Origin of the sequence: Methyloversatilis universalis EHg5, from assembly GCF_000378945.1 — a bacterium.
In the GTDB taxonomy this organism is placed as follows: Bacteria; Pseudomonadota; Gammaproteobacteria; order Burkholderiales; family Rhodocyclaceae; genus Methyloversatilis; species Methyloversatilis universalis_A.
Window position 1 is genome coordinate 2230681 of record NZ_KB900539.1, and the last position, 24044, is coordinate 2254724.

Below are 24044 nucleotides of genomic sequence, written 5' to 3' on the forward strand. Positions count from 1 at the left end.
CCGTAGGGTGTGCTCGCCGAAGGCGAGCGCACGCTGTGAGGCTGATTGCCGGTGCATGCTCCGCACGCCTCAAGGTTGGTGAGGGTGGTGTCCTCCTCTGCCTGCTGGCTCGCCAACTCTTTTGGCATAATTCACCGATTTCACCCGTCCCCATCGCCATGTCCCGTTATCGCCGTTACCCGGCCGAGGGAGCATCGTGGTTCTTCACCGTCGTGGCGGCGGAGCGGCGTTGCGTGATGACCCAAGCCGCGTTTCGCAAGGCGTTGCGGAGCGCAATCATCGACGTGCGTGCTCGCCATCCTTTCGCTATCGATGCCTGGGTTCTGTTGCCTGATCATCTCCATTGCATCTGGACGCTGCCTCCAGGCGACAGCGCAATCAGCCTGCGTTGGTCGCAGATCAAGCGTCACGTCAGCCGGATCTTGACGCCCTCGTACGCACGCACTGCATCGCAGATCAGGCACCGGGACGCCGGTGTGTGGCAGCGCCGGTTCTGGGAACACCGCTTGCGTGATGAGAGGGACTTCGAACGGCATGTCGATTACGTGCATCTGAATCCGCTCAAGCACGGTCTGGCGGAACGCCTCATCGACTGGCCTCATTCCACCTTTCACCGGTACGTGGCGGCCGGCATTTACCCGGCAGACTGGTGCGGAACGGCGCAACTGCTCGACATTGATCTGGATTGAGAATCCGCGTGCGCAGACCTGCGGTCTGCACACCCTACGGCCAGCGCACAGCAAGGCGCTCGATCCCCCGTAGGGTGTGCTCGCCAAAGGCGAGCGCACGCGGTCGGGGCACAGATTCAGAGCATGGTCGGCGTGCGCAGACCTGCGGTCTGCACACCCTACGGCCAGCGCACAGCAAGGCGCCCGATCCTCCGTAGGGTGTGCTCGCCGAAGGCGAGCGCACGCGGTTCTGTCACGTATCGCGTCGGCGCGCGGAAACGTTCGCTTTCAGCCGGACGCCGCCCTACACTGCGCTCCCCGTCGCACTCCCCTTGGCCGCTTCCGATGCGCATCGTCCTCGACACCAACGCCGTGCTGGATCTGCTGCACTGGCACAACGCCGAACTCGATCCGCTGGCGCGTGCGCTTGCGGAAGGCCGGGCGCAGCTGCTGTGCGACGCTGCCTGCCTGCGGGAACTGCGCACCGTGCTGCGCTACCCGAAGTTCGGGCTGGACGAGACGGCCGGCGCAGCGCTGTATGCGGCCTATCTGGCACTGATCGAGGAGCTGCCCGTGCCGGAGCAAGCGGATGCCACCCTGCCCCGCTGCCGTGACCGCGAAGACCAGAAGTTCTTCGATCTTGCGGTCAGGAGCGGCGCCGCGCTGCTGGTGTCGCGCGATCGCGCGGTGCTGAGACTGGGACGCCACCGCCTGTGCCCGACGACGCTGAAGGTGGTCGCGCCACCGGCGCTCACCGCGCTGCTTGAGTGAAGGCAGCGCCCGCACATTAAGTGACGGTGAGCGGTTCAAGTTTTTCGTGAGGCCGTGTTACCGGCCGGCGCCTATACTCCGCGCCGCTGCACACACGCGCGCAACAGACGCGCGATTACCCGGGTTGACTGGGCGCCGCCTCCGGCGGCCCGACGCACTTGAACAGAGAGACATCCCCATGAACGCTGCACTCCGCCACACCCCGCTCGCGCTGGCCCTCGCCCTGATCGGCCAGTCCGCCTTCGCGCAGGACACTACGGTCATCGCGCCGACCGTAGTCATCACCGGCACCCGCGTCGAACAGAATTCCTTCGACCTGCCGATGGCCATTGATGCGATCGACCGTACGACCATCCAGGATCAGCGCGCCACGGTGAACCTGTCCGAAGTGATCAACCGGGTGCCGGGCGTCGCTGCTGCCGGCAAAGAGAACTACACCCAGGAACAGTCGCTCACCATCCGCGGCTTCGGTGCCCGGTCGCAGTTCGGCGTGCGCGGCGTGAAGCTGTTCGCCGACGGCATTCCGGCCAGCACGCCGGACGGCCAGGGCGGCACCGGCCTGTTCGACCTCGCATCGGCCAGCCGCATCGAAGTGCTGCGCGGCCCGTTCTCCGCGCTGTACGGCAACCACTCGGGTGGCGTGGTGCAGGTGTTCACTGAGGATGGCCCCGAGAACTTCACCATCACCCCCAGCTACCAGTTCGGCAGCTATGGCACCGCGCGCACCGGCGTGAAATTCGGCGACACCGTCGGCAATCTCAACTACACCGGCAGCGTGTCGCACTTCAGCACTGATGGCTACCGCGACTACAGCAAGTCGACCAAGGATCAGGCCAACTTCAAGGCGCGCTTCCGGCTGAACGAACAGTCCACCCTGACCATGGTCGGCAACTACATGCGTCAGGAAGGCGACGACCCGCTGGGTCTGACACTGGCCCAGCTCAACGGCGACCGCCGGCAGCAGGGCCAGGCCGGGCTGTCCGGCAACAACGGAGTGCGCAACGCCGACTTCTACGGTGCCCGTCGCAGCCTTGAAAACACCCAGGGCGGCTTCGTGTTCGAAACGGCGCTGACCGAGCGGGACAGCCTGCGGGCCATGTTCTACATGGGCAATCGCAACAACGAGCAGTTTCTGGCGATCAACGCGCAGACCCAGAACAACGTGACCGCGGCCGGCGGCGTATCGGCCTTCGATCGCGACTACTGGGGCACCAATCTGCGCTGGACCCGCAAGCTGGAAACCGTCACATTCAGCGTGGGCGCCGAGTACGAGCGCGCGGACGAAGACCGCAAGGGTTATCGCAACGGCCTCACGGTCGCCAATGACAACAACGCGGCACTGCGTCGCTACGGCGTGCGCGGCGCGCTGAAGCGCGACGAAACGAATGTGGCAGAACAGACCGCCGCTTTCTTCCAGGGCGAATGGGCGCTCCATCCGGAGTTTTCGCTGTCCGGTGGCCTGCGTTATACCCGGGTGGATTTCAGTTCCAAGGACCGCTTCATCTGTAACGGCGGCTGCTCTGGCACGACCAATGCGGCAGGCGTGAACCCGGACGACAGCGGCTCGACCCATCACGGCGCGTGGACTTCGGCGCTGGGTGGCGTCTGGAAGCTCACGCAGACGGTGAACCTGTACGCCAATGTGGGGCGCAGTTTTGAAGCGCCCACGCTGATCGAACTGGCCTACAAGCCGGATGGCTCGAGCGGTCTGAATCTCGACCTCAAGCCCTCGACCAGCATGCAGTACGAGGTGGGCATGAAGGCCTTCGTGAACGACTGGACCCGCATCGACGCTTCCGCCTTCCTGATCGACACCGAAGAGGAAATCGTGGTGGCCAACAACACCGCCGGTCGCGTGTCCTATCAGAACGCAGGCGACACGCGCCGCACCGGTTTCGAGCTGGCCGTGGATTCGCGCATTTCGGATGCGGTCGGCGCCTATGCTGCCCTGACGCTGATCGATGCGAAGTTCGAGGACGCGTTCATGACCTGCGCGGTGGCGCAGTGCCCGAACGTCAATCCGCAGGTGACGGTCGCTGAAGGCAACAAGCTCGCCAGTGTCGCCAACAAGAATTTCTACGGCGAACTGACCTACCGTCATGCCGCCAGCGGTTTCCTCGGTGCGGTCGAATACCGCGCCAGCGGCCGCATGTATGCCGACGACACCAACAACGCCCGCGTGGGCGGTTACGGTGTCACCAGCCTGCGTGGCGGGTTCAGCCAGAAGGTCGGCGGCTGGAAGATCAGCGAATTCGCTCGCATCGACAACCTGTTCGACAAGGAATACGTCGGCTCGATCTACATCAACGACGGCAATCAGCGCTACTACGCGCCGGCCGCCGAACGGACCTGGCTGATCGGCCTGTCCGCGTCCTACTCGCTGTAAGCCGCAGCCAGCCGGGGCAGTACGCGCTGCGCGTTCGCCCCGGTTGCCTGCACCAGTTCTTCCGGTTCCACGCCACGAATGCCGGCGATCACCTGCGCAATACGCGGGAGATGCGCCGGCTCGTTGCGTTCACCGGCGGCAAATTCGGGCGGAATGTCGGGCGCGTCGGTTTCAAGCACGATGGATTCGAGCGGCAGTTCAGTCACCAGCCGGCGCAGATTGAGTGCGCGCTGCCAGGTGACCGCGCCGCCGAAGCCCAATGCAAAACCCAGCTTGATGAATTCGTCCGCCTGCTGGCGGCTGCCGTTGAAGGCGTGAGCGATGCCGCCCGGCCCGTTGCGGCCAAAGACGGCTCGCACGTGCTTGAGGATGCGGTCCTGGCTGCGGCGCACATGCAACAGCACCGGCAGCCCCATCTCTTTCGCGATCCTGAGCTGGGCCACGAACCAGCGCTCCTGCAGTGCAGGGTCGATATCGGTCACAAAGAAATCGAGCCCGATTTCACCGACCGCCACCGCATCGTTGCCGCACTGTTCAAGTTCCATCGCCAGCACGTCGAGATCGGCCTCATGCGCCGCTGCAACGTAGAGCGGATGGACGCCCAGCGCAAAGCGCAGCGCCGGCCGGCCGGCGCACAGCGCACGCACCCGGGCGAAACCCGCGCGGTCCACCGCCGGCAGCACCATGCACCCCACCCCCGCCGCCCGTGCGCGGGCGATCATCGCCTCGCGGTCGGCATCAAATTCAAGCGCGTCGAGATGGCAGTGGGTGTCGACCAGCATGGCAAGGCAGTGCAGTGGCGGGCTGTCTAGCATAGCCGCTGCACCGCCTGTCGCGCCGGAATCGACCGACGCAGATCAGCGCTTCTTCTTGCCCATCTCGTTACCGATGGCACCGCCCACGATGGCGCCGCCCACGGTACCGACCGTACTGCCGCCAGTTAGCACCGAACCGGCCACACCGCCGGCGGCTGCACCGATCATGGCATTGCTCTCGCTCTTGCTCATGCCGGCGCATGCAGTCAGGCTGGCCATCAGGGCCACGATGGAAACCGTCTTGATTATCTGGACCGGCGTATTCATGGTGTCTCTCCGCTGTTGTTGATCAGTCAGCACGCGGCGCACATCGCTCGCTGCCTGATCTGCAGTCTAGGGAGACAAGGGCTGCCAGGCGGTAGGCCGGCACAGCGGATCGGTGTCGGCGGAATCCGACGTAGCGAAGGTATGCATGGAGCGGTGCGATTTCGGAATCGCTCGATGAGGAAAACAGACCGTGGGAGCGGCGCCTCGCCGCGATCCGGCTGGCGCCTCAGGAGATGGCTCCGTATTACAGGTCTCATCGCGGCGAGGCGCCGCTCCCACAGAGGCAGGGTCAGGCCGCCGCATGTCGTCGGCCCGGATGATCAGAGTGCGAGGTGGTACCCGGAGCGGGGATCGAACCCGCACGACTTGCGTCGAGGGATTTTAAGTCCCTTGTGTCTACCAGTTTCACCATCCGGGCGGAGGCGTGAACGGCGGCGAGTATGCCACCGATGCGGGTGGCGATACGAGGCACTCATAGCAACCAACCGAGCAAGCTGCCGTCGCACGGGTCAGGCGACGACAGCCATGCTGGTGGAATCAGCTCACCCGCAGCACTGGCTGTTCGCAGGGCGTACCGACACGACCGACCACGGCCGCCGCATCGAAACCATGGCGCCTGAATGCGGAGAGCACCGCGTCGAGCGACGACGGCGCGCACGACACCAGCAGGCCGCCGCTGGTCTGCGGGTCGGTCAGCAGCGCACGATCTTCCGCTGCGAAGTCCTGCGGCAGCAGCACGCACTCGCCGTAGCCAGCCCAGTTGCGGCCGGATGCGCCAGTCACGAAACCCTGCGTGGCCAGCGCCCGCACACCCGCGTGCAGCGGCACTGACGCCCAGTCGATCAGGACATCGCAACCGGAACCGCGGGCGATTTCCAGAGCGTGCCCGGCAAGGCCGAAGCCGGTCACGTCGGTCATCGCATGCACACCGTCAATCGCGGCGAGGTCGGGACCGGCGACGTTGAGCTTCGTGGTGCTGGCGATCATCCGTGCATAGCCGGCATCGTCCAGCGCACCCTTCTTCAGCGCAGCGGACATGACGCCCACGCCGAGCGGCTTGCCCAGCACCAGCAGATCGCCCGGCTGCGCGTCGGCATTACGACGGATGCGATCCGGATGGGCGATACCGAGCGCCACCAGACCGTAGATGGCTTCGACCGAGTCGATGGTGTGGCCGCCTGCCACAACGATGCCGGCATCGCGGCACACCGAAGCCCCGCCCTCGAGGATGCGGCCTATGGTGGCGGTGGACAGCACATTGATCGGCATGCCGACCAGCGCCAGCGCGAGGATGGGCCGGCCGCCCATGGCGTACACATCGCTGATCGCATTGGTGGCCGCGATGCGCCCGAAGTCGAAGGCGTCATCGACGATGGGCATGAAGAAATCGGTGGTGGCGATCAGCGCCTGTTCGTCGTTCAGACGATAGACCGCGGCGTCATCCGACGTTTCGATGCCGACCATCAGTTCCGGCGGCATCGGCATGGCCGCCGTGTGCTTCAGGATTTCGGACAGCACGCCGGGCGCGATCTTGCAGCCGCAGCCGCCGCCATGCGACAGCGAAGTGAGCCGGGGCTCCTGCGGGGTGGCTACGGACTCGGTCATCATCGGTAAAAGCGGAAAGGACGCGGCGCCCGCAGGTGCCGCGTCAGATCAGCCGATGCGGCCTGCGCGGCGCAGAGCTTCGACCACCTGCTCCACGGTTTCGTCCGCCGTGGCCGACGGCAGCGACAGCCGTTCGCCGGTCAGCGCGGCCTGGGCGGCGGCGGCATCCACCGCCAGCTCGATGCGCTCAGCTGCCGGCAGCGCGGACGCCAAGGCAGCAGGCTGCGCGGACTCGGCGTCGATCACGACGATGAGGCCGGCATCGAGCAGCAGGCCGGCGATGCGCGGCAGATCGGCCGTGGCGGCCGGCAGCGTGATCGTGTGGCGGCCGATCGACATGAGCTTCTGTTCCAGCTTGTTCGCGTCGATGCCGGCGCCTGCCCACAGCAGCAGCGGCGACTGCTGCTTAAGCGCAGCGCGGGCGGCGCGACCGGTGTCGGTGCGGGTCCAGCTCAGATCGCGCGGACGGCTGCGCGCAGCGTGCAGCAGGCCGGCGCCGACCGTGTTGTTGGTCAGGCGGTCGATCAGGATGAAGCTGCCGGTATCACGCACCGATTCGTACGGATCGAAGGCGATCAGGCGATCGGTCAGCAGCGACACGCGGCCGATCTCGTTCAGCGCCAGCGCCTGCGCGGCAGTGCGCTCCAGCGTATTCACGTTCACTCGGTACTCGATCGCATTCACCGTGGTGCCGACGGTACGGGTGCCGCACTTCATCAGATAGCTGCGGCCGGTGGCCATCGCCTCGTCGCTCATCCACACCAGCGTGGCGTCGAAACTGTCGCCAGCCAGCGCGGGCTGATCGGCGGCGACGATCACGTCGCCACGCGAGCAGTCGATCTCGTCGGCAAAGGTGACAGTGACCGATTGACCGGCCACCGCTTCCTTCAGGTCCTGCGTCGACAGCACGATGCGCTCGATCGTGGTGTCGCGGCCCGAGGGCTGAACCCGCACGCGATCACCCGGGCGCACGGTGCCCGAGGCGATCTGGCCGGAGAAACCGCGGAAATCCAGGTTGGGACGGTTCACCCATTGCACCGGCAGACGGAACGGACGCGCCTGCAGGTCGTCCTCGATCTGCACGGTTTCCAGGTGCTCCATCAGCGCCGAGCCGGCATACCAGGGGGTGGCAGCGCTCTTCTCGATGATGTTGTCGCCCTTGAGCGCCGACATCGGAATGCACAGGATGTCGGTCAGGCCGATCTGTGCGGCGAACGCGCGGTATTCCTTCTCGATGCGCTCGTACACGTCCTTCGAGAAACCGACCAGATCCATCTTGTTGATGGCGACCACGACGCGCTTGATGCCGATCAGCGACACCAGATAGCTGTGACGGCGGGTCTGGGTCTGCACGCCGTGGCGCGCATCGACCAGGATGATGGCCAGGTCCGCGGTCGAGGCGCCGGTGACCATGTTGCGGGTGTACTGCTCGTGACCCGGCGTGTCGGCGACGATGAACTTGCGCCGGTCGGTCGAGAAGAAGCGGTAGGCCACGTCGATGGTGATGCCCTGTTCGCGCTCGGCGGCCAGGCCGTCGACCAGCAGCGCGAAATCGAGATCGCCGCCCTGGGTGCCCACCTTCTTCGAGTCGGCTTCGAGTGCGGCCAGCTGGTCCTCGAACAGCATTTTCGATTCGTACAGCAGGCGGCCGATCAGCGTGCTCTTGCCGTCGTCCACGCTGCCGCAGGTGATGAAGCGCAGCAGGCTCTTGTGCTCGTGCTGCTTCAGGTAGGCCTCGATGTCCTGTGCGATGAGGTCGGATACGTGTGCCATGTCAGAAGTAACCCTCTTGCTTCTTCTTTTCCATCGAGCCGGCGGAATCGTGATCGATCACGCGGCCCTGACGCTCCGACGTCGTGGTCAGCAGCATTTCCTGGATGATGTCGGTCAGCGTGGCGGCGGTCGACTCGACCGCGCCGGTCAGCGGGTAGCAACCCAGGGTACGGAAGCGCACGCTCTTCATTTCGGGCGTTTCGCCCGGACGCAGCGGCATGCGCTCGTCGTCCACCATGATGAGGGTGCCGTCGCGCTTGACTACCGGCCGCTCGGCCGCGAAGTACAGCGGCACGATGGGAATGTTCTCGAGGTGGATGTACTGCCAGATGTCCAGTTCGGTCCAGTTCGAGATCGGGAACACGCGGATGGACTCGCCCGGATGCTTCCGTGCGTTGTACAGCTTCCACAGTTCCGGCCGCTGGCTCTTCGGGTCCCAGCGGTGCTGTGCGGTGCGGAAGGAGAAAATGCGCTCCTTGGCGCGCGACTTTTCCTCGTCGCGACGGGCACCGCCGAAAGCGGCGTCGAACTTGTACTTGTCCAGCGCCTGCTTCAGGCCTTCGGTCTTCCACATGTCGGTGTGCAGCGCCGAGCCGTGGTCGAACGGATTGATGTTGCGTGCCTTGGCGTCCGGATTGATATGCACCAGCAGGTCCATGCCGAGCTTGCGCGCCATCGCGTCGCGGAACTCGTACATGGCCTTGAACTTCCAGGTGGTATCAACGTGCAGCAGCGGGAAGGGCGGCACCGACGGATAGAAGGCCTTGGCGGCGAGATGCAGCATGACCGCGCTGTCCTTGCCGACCGAATAGAGCATGACCGGGTTTTCAGCCTCGGCCACCACCTCGCGCATGATGTGGATGCTCTCGGCTTCCAGCCGTTGCAGGTGCGTCAATGTACTCATGTGTTTTCGGAAAAGCGGAAAAAACGGATGGCGAATGAAGCGGGTCGCCAGGACAGCCCTAGGCCGCCCTGCGCGAAAGGGTGAGGATTTTACCGCGCGTACCGGAGCGCAGGCGGAAACTGTGTGCAATCACACAGTTTTCCGGCATTCGCTGTGTCGATCGACACAGCGAACAGGATCAACCGAAGTTCAGGACGCCCGCCAGGCCCGCAGATGACGGCGTTCCGGAAAGTGGATCACCACCGAGCGATGGCGGCGATCGGCGAACAGTGCGTTGCCGGTAGACATCGCCTCGGCCACCGCAGGTGCGCTGTGGGCGAGCGATTCGCAGGCCAGATCGACCAGTTCGTTCTGCATGCCGGACACGATGTGGAAGGAGCGGCGAGCGTTGTCTGCCATTTCCTCGAACAGCGCGCCGTAAAGCGCGGGCAGCTGCCACAGCGTGCTCATCGCGGCACCTACGCTGGTAGGCGCATCCACCCTGCCGAACGATCCGGCCAGCGCCGAGGACACGGTTTCCGCCTGCAGCTTGAGCAGGCGCTCGCTGCCATCAATCAGGATGTTCATCATGCGCGCCGGTACGTCCTGCGTGCCCGCTGCGTCGTCAGTACTCACCGCAATTCCCCTGTATGTGGAAGGTCGCACCGCCGGATGCGACCTTATTGGCGTCCATCATAGGGCCGAAGGGGCGATCGCGCGAGTCCGCTGGTGCCACATGGCGCCATTACCGGAACAGGCTGGTCAGGTGCAGACGCGAGCGCGCGTCCAGCTTGAGCATGATGGACGACACCGCATTCTTGACCGTGCCGAGCGCCAGCCCGAGTTCGTCGGCGATCTGCTGGTTGCTCATGCCGGCCAGCACCCGCTCGAGCACACGGATCTGCGTGGGGTTGAGCAGTTCTATCCCCGGGGCCGTCGGCACGGCCGGCTGCGCTGCAGGTTCGGCTGGCGCGTGCTGCAGCCAGCCGCACACCGTATCGAGGATCACCGCAGACGAGGCGCTCTTCGGAACAAAACCGAGCGCGCCGAGCGCTCTCGCCTGCTCCACCACCAGCGCCCCTTCGGTGGCGGAAAAGATGGCCACCCGGGCATCCGGGAAATGAGCGAGAAAGCGACGCAGCCCCTGCAGCCCCAGACTGTCCGGCAGCTTCAGGTCCAGTAGCACCAGATCCGGCCGGTGCGCCTCGTACAGCGCCATCGCTTTGGCCAGCGTGCCGGCTTCCAGCCATTGCACGCATTCCCGCCCCATCGCCTGCGCGCACGCACGCAGACCGAGCCGGGTCATTTCATGGTCGTCCACGACCAGTACGGTCGCCATCAGCGAAGACTTCCGGACGGAAAGGACATCGGAGCGGAATACACGGCGGAAGTGAAGGACAGTGCGGAAACGATGCCCGCAGTCTGAAAGCGCCTCATGTCCAGGTCAAGAATATGCCGGCCACAAAAGCAGAAGCCCCTGCCGCCACGGCGCAGGCCGGAACGACAGGGGCTTGGAATGAGTGGGCGGTTACAACCAATCCACTGGCTACCGGGGCCAATGAGCACTGCTGCATGTCGCCGCAGTTCAAGCGCCAAGCAGCCTTCTCGCCAACATTGACTGCATATCACGGCGCCCATCTGCAATCAGGTAAATAAGGACTTGGTTGCCTGTGACACGGTAGATCACGCGGTAGGGCTTGAAGAAAGTCTGTCGGTATTCTTTGGTACCCAGGCCGACAAGTTCCTTCGGATAGCCACCGCGTTCCGGGAATTTCGACAGACTCTCCGCAACGTCCATCAACTCATCCAGCACATGGTTGGCATTGGCCACAGAGTCGAATTCGGAGATGTAGTCGTGGATGGCCTCCACGTCCTGCTCCGCGCCCTCGGTGAGCAGGACCTCGAATTTGGCAGACGTGCCTGCCATCAGACAGAGGTTCGCTTGGCGCGGAGGCGGGCAACGACGTCGGCCACGGGTTTGACCTTGCCAGCGGTCACAGCCTGATTGCCCAGCGCTAGGATTTTCAGCAAGGCCAGTGTTTCTTGCGTCTCTTCGAACGAGGCGACGTCCTGCAGGACAGCCTTCGCTTCACCGTTCTGGGTGATAACCATAGGCTCCCGATGTTCCGCGAGGTAGGTCAGAACCTCAGCAGCGTTGGCCTTCAGATAGCTGATCGGCTTGACTTGTGATGAGTAGCGCATGGCTGCACCCCAGACTTGACGAAGACTTAATATAGTCTTTTTATGGTCTCATGAGAATGCACTTGAACCGGATGCAGCCACGCTATCGAGTTGAAGGCGATTAGCTAGCCAGTGGAAATTGATGTCACTCCGCCTTCAGGCGCCGGATCTCATCGCTCTGGCATCCTGCGGAGCCCTGACCGGCTGAGGCAGGTTAGTGACATGACGGTAAAGGTGGGCGTCGGCGTAGTGGCCTGCTGCCCTGCTCTCATCGTCTGCGGACAGCGACGAGGCCGCATCAGCGCGATCAGATGCAAAAGTCTTGCATCGGTGATGGTGGTCTTATACCCGGTGCCGGTCGTACTCCGCCGCTCACTCGGCGAGCTTGGCTAAACCTGCAGCGTAAGCCCTGCGGGGGGTCAGTCTTGATGACCGGTGCGGTAGGCGCTGGGAAAGTGTGAGGCCACGTCCGAAGGGACACGGGCCTTGAGCTGGAACGATGCGCCGTGAGGGCGCAGTCTGAGGCATTTCATGAAGTCTTTGCTCATCCAGAAATCATAGCGGTTGTGACCAGCTATGTGACCAGACCTTGCGAAAAAGCCCTTGTCGATCCGATAGTTACCGGAAGAACAAGGGCTTGGAATGAGTTGGTGGAGAGGAGGAGGTTCATGGATCACACCCCCTCACTCCCAGCAGCCATGCGGGTTTCCGGGCAATCGCCTGCCCAGTTCTTCCCACTGGGAAACCCAGCGACGAACCTGAACCGGAGCGTAACACGGACGAGTGAGTCAGCCGCAGCCCCGCTGGTCTCCTACTCACGGTGACTCGGTGCATGCCCCGGAAGTGACTGCCGACAGGCGGACTTCGCTCCTACCCGCTGAAGGCGAGACCGCATCAGAGCCCCTGTAAGCCCTCGGGAAGCCCCGGGGTTCACTACCCCCTCACCCAACCACAGAGAACAGCCCATACGGTCTACGGTGAACCCGCAGGGGTGTCGGCTGGGCTTCCTGCTGGTGGTCAGGTGGAGGGAACACGATAGATGCCGGGGGCGTGAGTGCGGATGATTCGCGCCTTCCCGTTATCTGCTGACGGCCTGCGGCCTTGGGCGACCACAGAGGAAGGAGTGCAGCACCAGCAGCGGCAGCACTCTGCAGGGCCTGTCCGCTCAGGTGGTCCCACCTTCGGTGCCGAGTGCGAAGCACTGCCCCGGCTATCAGGACCGTATCGTCGCTCCTCTGCCTTGGTCGGTGGTGGTTGTGTCCGTAGGCTTCGCCCTTGTTCGCCGTAGGCGGGTGGGTATGCTCAGCCTGTCCCCAGCATGACCGCCAGCAGGTGCCCAGCATGGCCCAAGGAGACCGCGGCAGGGACTGGATGGCCCCCGCTGTGTGTTCATGCTGCTGCTCTGCTGATCGCCGAAGGCTGGACCGTGTGCAGTGGGTGAGTGGGTGTGCAGTCCTTGGAGTCCCTGCCCCTGCTGGTTGAGCTTCGCTCTTCGCACTCATCTGCCACGCTCACCAGTCCTCAGCCCGCCGGGCCAGCAGGGCCGAGTGCTGGACACCAATCAGGACTTCTTCAGGGCTTCTGCCGGTGGTCCTTCGGATGCCTTCACGGTGACTCATAGAGTTACATCTACCTGTACATCTACCAGTTATATCTATCTGGGTACATCTACTGGGCTTCTTTTGGGAAAGGCTATAGTGAGGGTTACTGGCTCAGTCAAGAGTGAGGGTTACTGAGGGTGGTCATCCCCCTTTCAGGGGTGGTCTTCCAAGCCGAAGGCTGCCCACTGCTTCCACCTTCGGAAGCCATGCAGAAATGACATTCAGTTTTTCTTGACTCGGGTTCACAGCCTGCCTCAGAGTGCGCCCCGCCTTCAGCGGATAGGGGCGAAGCCCCCGCCTTCGGTCAGCAGGGGCGAAGTCCCCCAGCCTGTCGGCCATCTACCCAAACACCAAACAGGAAAGGGCAGCACATGAGCGCACGTCTTCACTTCTTCTCCGGTCGCCTGCTGGGACACCTTCTGACCATCGGCCGGCTTGAGGTGGTCGGGGAGCGGAGGGACTACAGGGCCGACCTCGGGGACCGGCTGGCGGAGGTGGAGCGGATGAGCGCTCCGCGCTTGATCGCCGAAGGCGGAACGGGAGCATCTGGGGCCATCGACTGGGAGGTCCGGGTCTTCCGCCGTTGCTTCGTCGTGTCCCTGCTGGCGACCAGTGAGCCGGCCCGGCTGGAGTTCCCGCTGTTCGGTCTGCGGGTGGTGGTGGTGGGCCGGGGCTGAGCGCTTCCCGTAGAAATCACGGTTCGCCCTGCATCATTCCCGCACCCGCACTTCTGCGGGGAAGTACCCCGGACCGCACCAGAGTTCACCAGAGGCGTCATTCGTTGCCGGCAGTACCAACCCCCTCCTAAGGGGTTGTTGTGGCCGTGGCGGGCTTCTGGTGAACCACTGGGCATATCAGATGCTGGGGCTCCGGGGCGGGTTCCTGCTGTACCGGCACGACCACTGAACGACCGGGGGCGCTGCCCCTGTTGGCCTGAAGGCCATGCAGGATGTCGTCGATCTGCATGTCACACCACACCGCGAACCGGACATCCAGCCAGCGGGCGAAGAAGACGGCCAGCTTGGGGTGCGCCCAGGTTCCGACGTCTTCGTTCAGGTGCCAGCCAGCCTTGGTCTGAGTGATCCCTGTGATTCCAGGTATCACTTCGCGGATGGCTTGGATGTACTCCTTCGTTTCCTTGGTGCACATGAAGTTGTCCAGGCGCTTGCCGAAGTGCTTAGCCGCCTTGGTCATGTTGAAGTAGCCGTCTTCGCGGAAGGGGCCTTTGGCCTGTGCGCCCTTGGCGCTGAAGGCTCGCGCCGTGGCCCTCGCGGGTGGCCGGCTGGTGACCTCTGGGGGGCATCGGCGTTCAAATCATCGTGATCCCGATTATTTGAGTAGAGGTCGCTGACCCCAGCAGGCCGGGGCTTCGCTCCTTCCTGACCACCGAAGCGCGGGGCCATCCCGCATCCACGGCTTTGCAGGCCGCTGAATAACCACCCTGCCATCCGACCACAGCAGGAGCGCGGCCAGCCCCCGGCGATGCATAGCGAAGCCCAGCAGGGACCACGCCTCAGGCCGCAGCGGCCTCTCTGATGCTGATCACCGTTGCACGGGAGATGCCGAAGTCCCGGGCCACCTGAGACACCGACTCACCAGCCCCCAGCCGTACCCGTATGGTGTCCCTGTCGGAGTCGGTGGTTTTCGATGGGCGGCCTAGTTGCTTACCTTCCGCCTTGGCCCGTGCCAGTCCGGCCTGCGTGCGCTCGACCAGCATGTCCCGTTCCATCTCCGCCACCACGGCAAGGATGCCGACCACGGCCTTTCCTGCGGTGCTGGTGAGGTCGGTGCCCCCCAGCGCCAGCACCTGCACCCGGATGCCCCGGTCTTCCAGCCCCCGCAGGGTCTGCATGACGTCGATCATGTCCCGGCCTAGCCGGTCCAGTTTGGAGACGATCAGGACGTCCCCGGCTTCCATCCGCTCCAGCATCTTGGAGAACTGCGGGCGCTCGCTGGCCGGCACCTTTCCGCTGATGGTGTCGGAGAACCACCGCTGGGGCTCGATGGTGTGGCCCTGTGCTGCCAACTCTTGGCGCTGGTTGTCCGTGGTCTGCTCTGCTGTGCTGACTCGCCCGTATCCGAAGACTCGCATGGTGTCGCCTAGGTGTGGGAAAACGGTGTCAGTATCTCCAGGGTGTTGGAAAGTGTCAAGGTCTATATATCCAACGGTCTGTGCACCCCATTCTGCAGGGTGGCGGAAACCATCGTTTCCCAACAGGAGCAGCGCTGGGGCTCTGGTGGGGCCGGCTGGGGACTGGGGCGGGCGCTGCTGAACCTGCTCTGCTACAGGAGCGGAGGGCTGACCACCGACACAGGGCCGCACTCCTCGCTGTAGCCTCGCCCCTGATGGCCGGAGGCTGGGCCGGGACTTCAGGCCTGCGGCGGTCTCACTTCTATAGTCAGGGTTCCGGGGCGCACATGCCGGGACTCTCTGGCAGGGTGCTAGGGCTTCCGTGCTTGTCCGCCGGGGGCGGGTGGCCGGGAGTCCTCCGGCTCCACATAGGTGACCGACTGGGCCGATAGCCGGGGCGCTTTTGATGGCCGGCAGGGTGGGGGAGGCGGCCCCCTACGGGGGGAACTCAGCCAGCAGACAGAGTAAGGTAGAGGTCCGACATTTTTCCGTCGAAAACTGTACGGCCTAGTAGATACGGTGCAGCACAAGAATGACCAACGTGATGACGCCCACCAGCAAGCCGATACCGAAAGTACACAGTTGAGCCGTGAAGCCGGATTTCGTCTTTGGTCCGAGTTCCTTCGCCCTCGCACTGTGCACAGCATGCGCGGCTGCATCGTTGTCTTCGTCTGCCCGTGCGGCTGCGGCTGACTGTCGAAAGTCCTCAAGCCGATTGACGGTAACCAACACCCCGACAACGAACGAGAGTCCGAGGAACACGAGTGAAATGGCAAAGCCCGGGACCAGCGAATGTAGGCGCTCCGGTGGTTGACTGACCAGTAGGTTGAACTCGAAGCCCATCGTGGCGACAGCAAAAGCTAGGAGGAGGTTGTTTGCATGCCCCATCTGCTGAATGGTGTTCGACTGCCAGCGGATGGACTTCTCTCGATTCTGCTTCTTCCCTCCGCCCTGCTTCTTCCCTTCCTCCTGCGGACCCCTCGCATTCCCGTCGTTCCGCCGCGTGTCTGTCTCCGGAGAACTGCTGTCCCTGCTGTCGGTCATGGATCGCGCCCTGTTCTGGTTGGCCTACTCTGCGCCGTGGATCAGTCAATTGGCCTAGTTGCGGAGCATACACCCGGATTATGGGCATACCGGCACAGGGTGCACCAGGTCGTACCCGACGCCCTCCACCAATGCCTGCAGTTCGGCGAGCGGCCTGTCGCCTCTCTCATAGCCCCGCTGTACCGTGGTCGTTCCCTCGTCGGTGTGCCCGGTGATCAGGTTCCGTTTCTCGATTCCCAAGTCTCGGGCGCGAGTGGAGAACGTGTGCCGAAAGGCGTGGTAACCGGTGAGCATGGCTCCCCCCGTCTCGTCTCGAAGGCCGATAGCCATGAGGTGCCCCCGGAACCACTCGCCTGCCACCTCCGACGGGTTTCCGCCCTTGGGCTTCCACATAGGGAACAGCACTTTTGCCCCCTGCTGCCTGATCGCCTCAACGTAGCGGATGAACCCCAGCTCGATCAGCTTGGAGTGGATGACCACCTTGCGCCGCGAGGATGCGTTCTTGGTGCTCTTCTGGACTCCCTCGGCGGCTTCGGTCTGGTCGGTGATGTGGAAGAACCAGATGCCGCCCTCCTCCCGGATGTCCTTCTGCGGGTTCAGCTGGCAGACCTCCCGGACTCGCGCCCCGGTGTATAGCCCGACCAGCGGGAACCAGTAGCGTTGGACTTGCTCCGGGTCGCCGGCGAAGGCTCGCGCCTCCTCGCCCTCGAACAGGCGCTTTAGCTCCTCCTGCGTCATGGCGCGCTGATTCTCTTCCGACTCGACGCGTTCGCCCAAGTACTCCATGACGCTGGCGCTCAAGTGCTGCGGAAACCCCGCATCGCCGTAGCGGAGCTTGGCGTAGTCCAGAAAGGGAGCGATGGCAGCCTTATAGCTGCCCTCGAAGGTGTCCTTGGCGACTCTCTTCGGGTGGTCACGCTCAAGTAGCGAGCGGATGCTGACGCCCTGCTTTCTCGCCTTCCACCAATCCCAAGGCAGGCGGCACAGGTCGTCACTGAAGGAGATGAGGTCGTTCTGCTTGAGGTCCGTGCAGAGCTTGTCCCCGATGTACTCGACCATGGCCGGAAGGATGAAGCGGTACTTCTTCATCATCGCGGTCTCGCCCTGCAACATCAGCTTCCGCTTGATGAACTCATCGACCAGATAGCCAAGCCGCACGGGCGGCTTTGGTTCCGCTTGCGGTGTTGGCGCAGCCCTTCCCGCCCATCGCTTCCGGGTGATCTGTATCCCGGTCTGCAGAGCCTCGGCCAACCGCAGGCAGAAGACCCGGAATGCGAGTGACTCCCGGTCCAGCCTGAACCCCAGTTCCCGGAGCGCCCGTTCAGCCGTAACGGACACGTCGCCCCAGATGCTCCCGGCGGATATGGCCTCTTCGGTCGCCTGCTCAAGGTCGGCAAGCCGCCATTCATCTGCTTCCCGGGCGTGCTCGCTCACGCCGGCCTGCAGCAGCCTGCCGTTCTCGTCGGAATCGATCCAGCGGCGGACCCATTCCCGGGCGTAGTAACCGGCCTCCTCCTCGGGCATGGAGTCCCGGAAGAGGTCAGCGGAATCAGGGGAGCGAAGAGCAGCAAAACGGCGAGCGTGTCCCAGCGCCCATTCCGTCGCCTCGACATCGGCCAACCCGCGGTCGGCGATGCGGATCGTCTTCTTGAACTGCTTCTGTCCGTCGTACTGCGCTTGGAGGTCTTTGGGGACGTTGATTGTCACGCGCCAGTGGCCCGAGCGTGACTCCCAAGAGATGGTAGGCATTTCGTTCGTCTGCATCCCGAAATCATAGCCGGTTTTCCCAGCTAACTTCCCAAGACGACGCCGAAAGCCCTTGCGGAATCAAGACCTTAGAATGATCAAGGCCTTAGAATAAGGTTGGTGGAGAGGAGGAGGATCGAACTCCCGACCTTCGCATTGCGAACGCGACGCTCTCCCAGCTGAGCTACCCCCCCAACGGCTGCGAATTATAGTAGGTCGGCTGCAAGTTGTGAAGGAAGATCGGGGAAGAACTCCGACGCATCGGAACCGGAACATCGTCCCTGATATGCGGTCGCAGTGACAGAATCCGGCACATGATCGCGCAGACAACAAAGTTTCAGCGCGCCACGGACAACACAGGCAACAGGACAGAGAACGTGAACAGCCAGAACCCGATATCCGACCACGACGCGCCAACCGGACGCCGTCGTTTCATGCAGGCCGGCCTGATGATGCTGGCGCCGGCCTGGCTGGCCGGCTGCGTGAATACCCGTCAATTCGAGCGCGCGGAAAGCGTGGCGTCGGACGCTGTCGCTAAACCCCAGGTCGGCGACAGCTGGTCCTACCGTGAACTGAACGGTTACAACCGCAATATCGAAGGCGAACTGCGCTACACGGTTGAACAGGCCGATGCGCTGTGGCTGTCGGTGGAACTGGAAGGCACTTCGGCCAGCGCGCTGCGCGGCGGCCAGAAAGAGCTCTATGCGGCACCATGGGCGGTCATGCGCGACACCGTGTATGACAGACAGAACACCTACAACCCGCCGCTGCCGGTGCTGCCATCCGACCTGACGCCGGGTACGCGCGAATTCTGGCAGTCCATGGTGACCTCCGACCCGAAGGAGCGCGCACGCCGCTGGCATGTGCAGCTGGACGTGCTGGGCGAGGAGCGCATCACGGTGCCGGCGGGCGAATTCGACGCGGTGCATGTGCGCCGCATCGTGCGTTTCGAGCATCCGAGCTTTTTCCGCACCGACTCCGTGCGCACCGAACACCTCTGGTATTCGCCCCAGGTGAAGCACTGGGTGAAGCGGGAATGGCGCGGTACCTATCGACAGACGCTGCGCACCCGCCAGCCTGAATTCCGCGAGGACTGGATCGTGTGGGAGCTCACCCGCTTCAACGTCGCCTGAAGCGGGCGCGCGCCTCACCACGCGTCGCTCAGGGCGTGATGCCGGCCCCGGCGAGCGCCCGCCCCAGTCTGTCGTTGACCGCACCCCACTCCGCCGATTCCGGCACGGCCTCGATCACGATCATGGCGCCACCGGCCGCGTCGGCTTCGCGCATCGCCGCGTACAACCCGCGCGCATAGCCGGCCGGATCGGCTGGCAGCATGACCCAGCGGTGCGGGCAATCGGACAGCGGCGGCTGGCTGTGCGCGATCACAGCGCAGAAGCGCCCGCTGTGGCGGAAGGCATTCAGGAAGTCGCGCAGCCGGGCCGGTGCAATGCGGCGCATCGCGGTTCTGGGCGCGTAGTGGGCCGCCAGCGCACCGGATACGCGCGGCGAATCGGCATCTCCCTTCTCAGCCGGCATGCGGCCGATCACCGCGGCGATCTGTGCGGCAGAAATCGCGCCCGGACGCAGGATGCGCGGCGCATCGCCGGACAGATCGAGAATGGTGGATTCGATGCCCACCTCGCACGGACCACCATCGAGCACGGTCAGTGCGTCGCCCAGCGTGTCACGGAACTCGTCGCGCACATGCTGCGCGGTGGTCGGGCTGATGCGACCGAAGCGGTTGGCCGACGGCGCGGCCACACCGCCGCCGAAGGTCCGCAGCAGCTTCAGCGCAAGCGGATGTCCAGGCACGCGCAAGCCCACCGTGTCCTGCCCACCGGTCACTTCCAGCGGCACGTCGTCCTCGCGTTTCAGGATGAGCGTGAGTGGCCCTGGCCAGAAAGCCTTCGCCAGTGCGATCGCTTCGCGCGGAATGTCGCGCGCCCACTGCGTCATCTGTTCCGCGTCCGGCAGATGCACGATGAGCGGATGGTCGGCCGGACGGCCTTTCGCTTCGAAGATGCGGCGCACCGCCGCCGGATTCATCGCGTCCGCACCCAGGCCGTAGACGGTTTCGGTCGGCAGCGCGACCAGTTCGCCCGCGCGCAGGCTGGCAGCCGCGGCAGCGATTTCGGCGTCGGTCACGGCGACCGCCGGCGCATCCATGCGCTTCAGTCGTCGCGAATGCCGATGGCGAGCCGGGCATTCATCGCGGTGTCGATCACCGGATCGCCGCTTTCGCCCAGCACCGTGAAGTGGCCCATCTTGCGGCCGGCGCGCGCGTGGTGCTTCTGGTACAGGTGCAGCTTCAGCCCCGGGTGCCGGAAAAGGCGCGACCAGTCCGGCTCGTGCGCATGATGGGCGTTCTGCGAATACCACAGGTCGCCCAGCAGATTCACCATCACCGCGCGCGAATGCTGGCGCGCATCGCCCAGCGGCAGGCCGCACAGGATGCGCACCTGCTGCTCGAACTGGTCGGTGACGCAGGCATCTATCGTGTAATGGCCGCTGTTGTGCGGCCGAGGCGCCATTTCATTCACCATCAGACGGCCGCCGGAAATGAAGAACTCGACCCCGAGCACGCCGACATAACCCAGCTCGGCCGCGATGCCGGACGCCATTTCGGTCGCTTCGGCGGCCAGCGCACCACTGATGCGAGCAGGTGCGATGGTCACGTCCAGAATGCCGTTGCTGTGGCTGTTCTCGGCCACCGGGAAAGGCGCGATGCGGCCGGCCGCGTCACGCGCCAGCACCACCGACACCTCGATGTCGAGCGTGAGCATCTTTTCCAGCACGCAGGCTTCGCGCTTGAAACCCTCGAACGCCGCCTTCGCTTCGGCTACGTTGGCCACCCTCGCCTGCCCCTTGCCGTCGTAGCCGAAGCGCGCCACCTTGAGCACCGCCGGGAACAGCGACGGATCGGCCGCCTCGATGTCCGCCGCGCTGCGGATGGCGGCAAACGGCCCGACCGAAAAACCGCGGTCGGACAGGAAGGTCTTTTCCGCGATGCGGTTCTGGGCGATCGACACGCAGGCCGCATTGGGCCGGGTCGGAATGAATTTAGACAGATGGTCCAGCGCATCTGCCGGCACGTTCTCGAACTCGGTGGTCACCGCGGCACAGGTCTGCGCCAGGCGCTCCAGCGCCTGCATGTCGTCGTAGGCGGCGCACAGATGCTCGTCTGCAGCCTTGCCGGCCGGGCTGTTGCGGTCGGGGTCGAGCACGACCACCTTGTAGCCCATTTCATGGGCAGCCAGCACGAAGAAGCGGCCGAGTTGGCCACCGCCGAGCATGCCCAGGGTTGCGGGAGGAAGAATCATCTGCGATGGCTCCGAGAACGCCGGCTCATCTCATTGTGGCCGCGCATGGACGCGGAGGGGGCGGATGAACGCGGATCAAAACCTGAAAAGCGGACCGTGGGCCCGGGGACGCCGGACAGCGTTCAACCCTCGAGCTTCATGTCCAGAACGGTCTGCGTCTGCTTGCTGCGGAAAGCTTCGAGCGCTTCCGCCAGCGCTGCATCTTCTCCCGCCAGCAGCGCGACTGCAAACAGCCCGGCATTGGCCGCGCCGGCCTCGCCGATGGCGAAGGTGGCGACCGGGATGCCTTTGGGCATCTGCACGATGGACAGCAGCGAATCCATGCCGTTGAGTGCGCGCGACTGCACCGGCACACCGAGCACCGGCACCGTGGTCTTGGCCGCCAGCATGCCCGGCAGGTGGGCCGCCCCGCCCGCGCCGGCGATGATGGCCTTCAGGCCACGGCTGCGCGCGGTTTCTGCATACGAGAACAGCAGGTCGGGCGTGCGGTGGGCCGACACGACGCGCGCTTCGAAGGGCACGCCGAACTGTTCCAGCATGGCGCAGGCGCCGCGCATGGTGTCCCAGTCGGAATTCGATCCCATCACGACACCGACCAGCGGTGTACGTGCAGTGTCTTGAGCGCTCATTGCAGGTTTCCTTCGCCAGCCGCTTCGGCCCGGAAAAAGGCGCGAATTCTACACCGCTGCGCCAGTGATTTGATCGATATGGAAAAGACGGCGTGCAAAAGCCCGATCGAAGGTGCCGGAAGAACCCGGCATCGAACCGGGATGACATGGATGAAACCCGTTCGCGGACTTGCCGGCGCCGCGGCGGGCGGGCGGCATCACCGACACAGGCCGGCCAGCCGGACTAGGCTGCGGACGGATCACCGGCCTTGCGCCGTTCCGCGTCACCGGCACCTGTCCGTCGCCTTCTTGTCGTCCGCTCCCGGCTTTCCAGCGCACCCGAGGCCGCCGCCTGGAGCAGCTTCTGGAATGAGGGACACTCGGCGTGGCTCGGTGCAGGACAGACCGCGGCATGGCGAAGCCCCTCGATCATCGACTGCAGGCGTCGCACCATGCGTTCCAGCTCGTCTGCCTTGGCGGACAGCACCGCACGATCGATGCGGGCCGTGCCGTCCGGCGCAAACATGAGCCGGATCTCGTCGAGCGAGAAGCCCGCAGCCTGCCCGAGCGCGATCAGGGCCAGCTGATCCAGCACTGCCGGGGAAAAGCGCCGGCGAGTACCCGCATGCGACAAGGACTGGATCAGCCCACGGCCCTCGTAGTAGCGCAGGGCCGAAGCCGGCACACCCGAACGCTTCGCGACTTCGGAAATATCCATCTGCAGGGCTTGACTTGAAGTTGACTTCAACTTGTATCTTGAGCTTCAGCATCCCTTTCCGTCAATCCTGGAGGATTCAGCATGCTCTCTTTCAACGATCTTGGCCGGGTCATGTTCATCGGCGTCGGCGCAACCGCCGTGATGGACGCCTGGCTGCTCACACTGGACCGTACGGGTCAGCCCTTCAGCGGGTTTGGTCTGATCGGTCGCTGGATCGGTCACATGGCGCGCGGCCGCTTCGTGCACGCCTCCATCGCCCGGGCCGAACGGCTGCGCGGCGAGTCCGCACTGGGTTGGGCCACGCACTATGCAGTGGGCGTGATCTATGCAGGATTGCTGGTGCTGACGCCGGGCCTGCACTGGCTGGAGCGCCCGGCCCTGTGGCCTGCGCTGGTGTTCGGCCTGCTCACCGTCGTCGCGCCCTTCTGTCTGATGCAGCCCGCGATGGGCGCGGGTTTTGCCGCGGCGCGAACACCCAGGCCCGGGGCCAACCGCCTGCGCAGCCTGGGCAACCACATCGTCTTTGGTGCCGGGCTCTATCTCAGCGCTCTGGCCCTCGAGGGAATCCGCTCATGAAAAAGCTCGCCATCATCTATCACAGTGCCCATGGCCATACCGAACACATCGCACGGCACATCCTGGCCGGTGCGGAGAACGTGGCCGGCGTAAGCACCGATCTGCTGCAGGCGGAAAAACTGGTGTCGACGCCCGAAGCGCTGATTGCCTACGACGGCCTGATCTTCGGCTCGCCCACTTATCTTGGTGGCGTGTCCGGCCCATTCAAGCACTTCATGGACGCAACCGGAGGAATGTGGCGACAGCAGTCGCTGCAAGGCAGGCTGGCGAGCGCATTCACCGTGTCCTCGCTGCCGGCTGGTGACAAGCAGTCCACCCTGCTGTCCCTGTTCATCTTCGCCATGCAGCACGGCATGCTGTGGATGGGCAATCCGATCCTGCCCGAGCAACATCGCAGCGTACCCTGCGATGAAGCGGCCAATCGCCTCGGTTCGTGGTCGGGACTGATGGCTCAGGCCGGCCACGCATCGGCCGCCGATGCCTTCGTGCCGGGCGACCTGAAAACCGCGCGCCTGTTCGGGCACAACTTTGCCCACAGCCTGCTCCGGCTGTCACCGCTGCGCAGCGAGCGCGCAGACCTTGAAACCGGCGCGGAGGAAAAGGCATGAAACTGCATCCACGCTGGGCACCCGCACTGTCAGGGCTGATGCTCTCGGGAATGATGTCGCTGCTGGTATCGGGCATTGCCACGGTGCGCACGCTCGGCATCGTTCCTGGATTGCCCGCCGCATGGAGCAGTGCCTGGCTGTCATCTTGGGCACTGGCCTTTCCGGCGGTAGCGGTGCTTGCTCCGCTCACGCGCCGCGCGGTGGCGCGTCTTACCGGCAATGAAGCGCCGGCTCAGGAACGCGCACGCACCGATTGATCCGGCCGTATGCGGCTGCAATCCGCTGTCCGGGGGCGAACCCTTGCCTGACAGTGCGTTGCCGGACATCCGCAAAATGAAAAAAG

General features: G+C 64.4%; 24 protein-coding genes, 2 tRNA genes and 1 pseudogene. 8 read left to right on the forward strand and 19 right to left on the reverse strand.

From position 1 onward, the window contains the following. Positions 1-158: 158 nt before the first annotated feature. From METUNV2_RS0110405 to METUNV2_RS0110415, 3 genes are all read left to right on the forward strand, one after another. A complete protein-coding gene (locus tag METUNV2_RS0110405; protein ID WP_026188060.1) occupies positions 159-689 on the forward strand; it encodes an REP-associated tyrosine transposase in 531 nt (176 codons plus the stop codon). Between the two features lie 324 nt (positions 690-1013). After that, positions 1014-1439 (forward strand): putative toxin-antitoxin system toxin component, PIN family, encoded by a 426-nt coding sequence (locus METUNV2_RS0110410; RefSeq protein ID WP_018229414.1) that lies wholly within the window; start codon positions 1014-1016, stop codon positions 1437-1439. A 178-nt stretch (positions 1440-1617) separates the two neighbouring features. Then, positions 1618-3825 carry a TonB-dependent receptor family protein gene (locus METUNV2_RS0110415; RefSeq protein WP_018229415.1) on the forward strand — a complete coding sequence of 736 codons (2208 nt, stop codon included), beginning with the start codon at positions 1618-1620 and terminating at the stop codon, positions 3823-3825. Here the strand turns inward: METUNV2_RS0110415 and METUNV2_RS0110420 are convergent. From METUNV2_RS0110420 to METUNV2_RS0110465, 10 genes are all read right to left on the reverse strand, one after another. Then, the gene (locus METUNV2_RS0110420; RefSeq protein ID WP_018229416.1) at positions 3813-4607 is read right to left on the reverse strand and encodes a TatD family hydrolase; all 795 of its coding nucleotides are present in this window, start codon (positions 4605-4607) and stop codon (positions 3813-3815) included. The two genes, METUNV2_RS0110415 and METUNV2_RS0110420, sit on opposite strands and share 13 nt — an antisense overlap. Before the next feature lie 75 nt (positions 4608-4682). Beyond that, entirely contained in the window at positions 4683-4907 is a 225-nt protein-coding gene (locus METUNV2_RS0110425; RefSeq protein ID WP_018229417.1) for a glycine zipper 2TM domain-containing protein, read from the reverse strand. Between the two features lie 333 nt (positions 4908-5240). After that, positions 5241-5325, reverse strand: a tRNA-Leu gene (locus tag METUNV2_RS0110430). 119 nt (positions 5326-5444) lie between these two features. Then, the gene (gene selD / locus METUNV2_RS0110435) at positions 5445-6512 is read right to left on the reverse strand and encodes a selenide, water dikinase SelD (protein WP_036271339.1); all 1068 of its coding nucleotides are present in this window, start codon (positions 6510-6512) and stop codon (positions 5445-5447) included. A 48-nt stretch (positions 6513-6560) separates the two neighbouring features. Next, positions 6561-8285, reverse strand: coding sequence for a sulfate adenylyltransferase subunit CysN (cysN, locus tag METUNV2_RS0110440; RefSeq protein WP_018229419.1), 1725 nt, complete (start codon positions 8283-8285; stop codon positions 6561-6563). A gap of 1 nt (position 8286) precedes the next feature. Continuing rightward, positions 8287-9189 carry a sulfate adenylyltransferase subunit CysD gene (cysD, locus tag METUNV2_RS0110445; protein ID WP_036271192.1) on the reverse strand — a complete coding sequence of 301 codons (903 nt, stop codon included), beginning with the start codon at positions 9187-9189 and terminating at the stop codon, positions 8287-8289. Between the two features lie 189 nt (positions 9190-9378). Further along, on the reverse strand, positions 9379-9804 hold the full coding sequence (locus tag METUNV2_RS0110450; RefSeq protein ID WP_232415660.1) for a phasin family protein: 426 nt from the start codon (positions 9802-9804) through the stop codon (positions 9379-9381). A gap of 109 nt (positions 9805-9913) precedes the next feature. Further along, positions 9914-10507 carry a response regulator transcription factor gene (locus METUNV2_RS0110455; RefSeq protein ID WP_018229422.1) on the reverse strand — a complete coding sequence of 198 codons (594 nt, stop codon included), beginning with the start codon at positions 10505-10507 and terminating at the stop codon, positions 9914-9916. Positions 10508-10753: 246 nt separating this feature from the next. After that, positions 10754-11095 carry a type II toxin-antitoxin system RelE/ParE family toxin gene (locus tag METUNV2_RS0110460; RefSeq protein ID WP_018229423.1) on the reverse strand — a complete coding sequence of 114 codons (342 nt, stop codon included), beginning with the start codon at positions 11093-11095 and terminating at the stop codon, positions 10754-10756. Beyond that, positions 11095-11370 (reverse strand): type II toxin-antitoxin system Phd/YefM family antitoxin, encoded by a 276-nt coding sequence (locus METUNV2_RS0110465; protein ID WP_018229424.1) that lies wholly within the window; start codon positions 11368-11370, stop codon positions 11095-11097. The genes METUNV2_RS0110460 and METUNV2_RS0110465 overlap by 1 nt, the downstream gene beginning before the upstream one ends. 1951 nt (positions 11371-13321) lie before the next feature. Between METUNV2_RS0110465 and METUNV2_RS0110470 the strand changes: the two genes are divergently transcribed. Continuing rightward, positions 13322-13627: a hypothetical protein gene (locus METUNV2_RS0110470; protein ID WP_018229425.1), complete on the forward strand. Its 306-nt coding sequence runs from the start codon at positions 13322-13324 to the stop codon at positions 13625-13627. Positions 13628-13754: 127 nt separating this feature from the next. Here the strand turns inward: METUNV2_RS0110470 and METUNV2_RS19100 are convergent. The 5 genes and pseudogenes from METUNV2_RS19100 to METUNV2_RS0110495 form a co-directional block, all read right to left on the reverse strand. After that, positions 13755-14153: pseudogene (locus tag METUNV2_RS19100) on the reverse strand (KilA-N domain-containing protein); the annotation flags it as partial. A gap of 310 nt (positions 14154-14463) precedes the next feature. Then, positions 14464-15042: a recombinase family protein gene (locus tag METUNV2_RS0110480; protein ID WP_018229427.1), complete on the reverse strand. Its 579-nt coding sequence runs from the start codon at positions 15040-15042 to the stop codon at positions 14464-14466. Positions 15043-15588: 546 nt separating this feature from the next. After that, positions 15589-16125 (reverse strand): hypothetical protein, encoded by a 537-nt coding sequence (locus METUNV2_RS0110485; protein WP_018229428.1) that lies wholly within the window; start codon positions 16123-16125, stop codon positions 15589-15591. Positions 16126-16203: 78 nt separating this feature from the next. Then, the gene (locus METUNV2_RS0110490; RefSeq protein WP_018229429.1) at positions 16204-17889 is read right to left on the reverse strand and encodes a site-specific integrase; all 1686 of its coding nucleotides are present in this window, start codon (positions 17887-17889) and stop codon (positions 16204-16206) included. 100 nt (positions 17890-17989) lie between these two features. Next, positions 17990-18065, reverse strand: a tRNA-Ala gene (locus tag METUNV2_RS0110495). Positions 18066-18248: 183 nt separating this feature from the next. Between METUNV2_RS0110495 and METUNV2_RS0110500 the strand changes: the two genes are divergently transcribed. Beyond that, positions 18249-19004 (forward strand): DUF3108 domain-containing protein, encoded by a 756-nt coding sequence (locus METUNV2_RS0110500; RefSeq protein ID WP_018229430.1) that lies wholly within the window; start codon positions 18249-18251, stop codon positions 19002-19004. Positions 19005-19032: 28 nt separating this feature from the next. Here METUNV2_RS0110500 and METUNV2_RS0110505 read toward each other — a convergent pair whose 3' ends face one another. The 4 genes from METUNV2_RS0110505 to METUNV2_RS0110520 all read right to left on the reverse strand — a co-directional run bounded on the left by METUNV2_RS0110505 (position 19033) and on the right by METUNV2_RS0110520 (position 22517). Continuing rightward, positions 19033-20037 carry an L-threonylcarbamoyladenylate synthase gene (locus METUNV2_RS0110505; RefSeq protein WP_018229431.1) on the reverse strand — a complete coding sequence of 335 codons (1005 nt, stop codon included), beginning with the start codon at positions 20035-20037 and terminating at the stop codon, positions 19033-19035. Between the two features lie 5 nt (positions 20038-20042). Further along, positions 20043-21191 carry a 5-(carboxyamino)imidazole ribonucleotide synthase gene (locus METUNV2_RS0110510; RefSeq protein ID WP_081618536.1) on the reverse strand — a complete coding sequence of 383 codons (1149 nt, stop codon included), beginning with the start codon at positions 21189-21191 and terminating at the stop codon, positions 20043-20045. A 122-nt stretch (positions 21192-21313) separates the two neighbouring features. Then, complete coding sequence (gene purE, locus METUNV2_RS0110515) at positions 21314-21820, reverse strand: 5-(carboxyamino)imidazole ribonucleotide mutase (RefSeq protein ID WP_018229433.1); 507 nt, start codon at positions 21818-21820, stop codon at positions 21314-21316. A 223-nt stretch (positions 21821-22043) separates the two neighbouring features. After that, positions 22044-22517, reverse strand: coding sequence for a helix-turn-helix domain-containing protein (locus tag METUNV2_RS0110520; protein ID WP_018229434.1), 474 nt, complete (start codon positions 22515-22517; stop codon positions 22044-22046). Positions 22518-22598: 81 nt separating this feature from the next. Here METUNV2_RS0110520 and METUNV2_RS0110525 point away from each other — a divergent pair, with 81 nt between their 5' ends. Genes METUNV2_RS0110525 through METUNV2_RS0110535 form a run of 3 tightly spaced genes read left to right on the forward strand, consistent with a single transcriptional unit; the run spans position 22599 to position 23958 of the window. Continuing rightward, the gene (locus METUNV2_RS0110525; RefSeq protein WP_018229435.1) at positions 22599-23093 is read left to right on the forward strand and encodes a DUF2938 domain-containing protein; all 495 of its coding nucleotides are present in this window, start codon (positions 22599-22601) and stop codon (positions 23091-23093) included. Beyond that, complete coding sequence (locus METUNV2_RS0110530) at positions 23090-23701, forward strand: flavodoxin family protein (protein WP_018229436.1); 612 nt, start codon at positions 23090-23092, stop codon at positions 23699-23701. The genes METUNV2_RS0110525 and METUNV2_RS0110530 overlap by 4 nt, the downstream gene beginning before the upstream one ends. Beyond that, entirely contained in the window at positions 23698-23958 is a 261-nt protein-coding gene (locus METUNV2_RS0110535; RefSeq protein ID WP_026188063.1) for a DUF2798 domain-containing protein, read from the forward strand. The genes METUNV2_RS0110530 and METUNV2_RS0110535 overlap by 4 nt, the downstream gene beginning before the upstream one ends. The last annotated feature ends 86 nt before the right edge of the window (positions 23959-24044 follow it).

What these genes read in the sequence shown, in the direction of transcription:
- METUNV2_RS0110455 (WP_018229422.1), bottom strand. Translation starts at nt 10,507, where the DNA reads ATGGCGACCGTACTGGTCGTGGACGACCATGAAATGACCCGGCTCGGT.
- METUNV2_RS0110410 (WP_018229414.1), top strand. Translation starts at nt 1,014, where the DNA reads ATGCGCATCGTCCTCGACACCAACGCCGTGCTGGATCTGCTGCACTGG.
- purE (WP_018229433.1), bottom strand. Translation starts at nt 21,820, where the DNA reads ATGAGCGCTCAAGACACTGCACGTACACCGCTGGTCGGTGTCGTGATG.
- METUNV2_RS0110460 (WP_018229423.1), bottom strand. Translation starts at nt 11,095, where the DNA reads ATGGCAGGCACGTCTGCCAAATTCGAGGTCCTGCTCACCGAGGGCGCG.
- cysD (WP_036271192.1), bottom strand. Translation starts at nt 9,189, where the DNA reads ATGAGTACATTGACGCACCTGCAACGGCTGGAAGCCGAGAGCATCCAC.
- METUNV2_RS0110420 (WP_018229416.1), bottom strand. Translation starts at nt 4,607, where the DNA reads ATGCTGGTCGACACCCACTGCCATCTCGACGCGCTTGAATTTGATGCC.
- selD (WP_036271339.1), bottom strand. Translation starts at nt 6,512, where the DNA reads ATGACCGAGTCCGTAGCCACCCCGCAGGAGCCCCGGCTCACTTCGCTG.
- METUNV2_RS0110480 (WP_018229427.1), bottom strand. Translation starts at nt 15,042, where the DNA reads ATGCGAGTCTTCGGATACGGGCGAGTCAGCACAGCAGAGCAGACCACG.
- cysN (WP_018229419.1), bottom strand. Translation starts at nt 8,285, where the DNA reads ATGGCACACGTATCCGACCTCATCGCACAGGACATCGAGGCCTACCTG.
- METUNV2_RS0110465 (WP_018229424.1), bottom strand. Translation starts at nt 11,370, where the DNA reads ATGCGCTACTCATCACAAGTCAAGCCGATCAGCTATCTGAAGGCCAAC.
- METUNV2_RS0110425 (WP_018229417.1), bottom strand. Translation starts at nt 4,907, where the DNA reads ATGAATACGCCGGTCCAGATAATCAAGACGGTTTCCATCGTGGCCCTG.
- METUNV2_RS0110520 (WP_018229434.1), bottom strand. Translation starts at nt 22,517, where the DNA reads ATGGATATTTCCGAAGTCGCGAAGCGTTCGGGTGTGCCGGCTTCGGCC.
- METUNV2_RS0110525 (WP_018229435.1), top strand. Translation starts at nt 22,599, where the DNA reads ATGCTCTCTTTCAACGATCTTGGCCGGGTCATGTTCATCGGCGTCGGC.
- METUNV2_RS0110415 (WP_018229415.1), top strand. Translation starts at nt 1,618, where the DNA reads ATGAACGCTGCACTCCGCCACACCCCGCTCGCGCTGGCCCTCGCCCTG.
- METUNV2_RS0110535 (WP_026188063.1), top strand. Translation starts at nt 23,698, where the DNA reads ATGAAACTGCATCCACGCTGGGCACCCGCACTGTCAGGGCTGATGCTC.
- METUNV2_RS0110505 (WP_018229431.1), bottom strand. Translation starts at nt 20,037, where the DNA reads ATGGATGCGCCGGCGGTCGCCGTGACCGACGCCGAAATCGCTGCCGCG.
- METUNV2_RS0110405 (WP_026188060.1), top strand. Translation starts at nt 159, where the DNA reads ATGTCCCGTTATCGCCGTTACCCGGCCGAGGGAGCATCGTGGTTCTTC.
- METUNV2_RS0110485 (WP_018229428.1), bottom strand. Translation starts at nt 16,125, where the DNA reads ATGACCGACAGCAGGGACAGCAGTTCTCCGGAGACAGACACGCGGCGG.
- METUNV2_RS0110470 (WP_018229425.1), top strand. Translation starts at nt 13,322, where the DNA reads ATGAGCGCACGTCTTCACTTCTTCTCCGGTCGCCTGCTGGGACACCTT.
- METUNV2_RS0110510 (WP_081618536.1), bottom strand. Translation starts at nt 21,191, where the DNA reads ATGATTCTTCCTCCCGCAACCCTGGGCATGCTCGGCGGTGGCCAACTC.
- METUNV2_RS0110530 (WP_018229436.1), top strand. Translation starts at nt 23,090, where the DNA reads ATGAAAAAGCTCGCCATCATCTATCACAGTGCCCATGGCCATACCGAA.
- METUNV2_RS0110490 (WP_018229429.1), bottom strand. Translation starts at nt 17,889, where the DNA reads ATGCAGACGAACGAAATGCCTACCATCTCTTGGGAGTCACGCTCGGGC.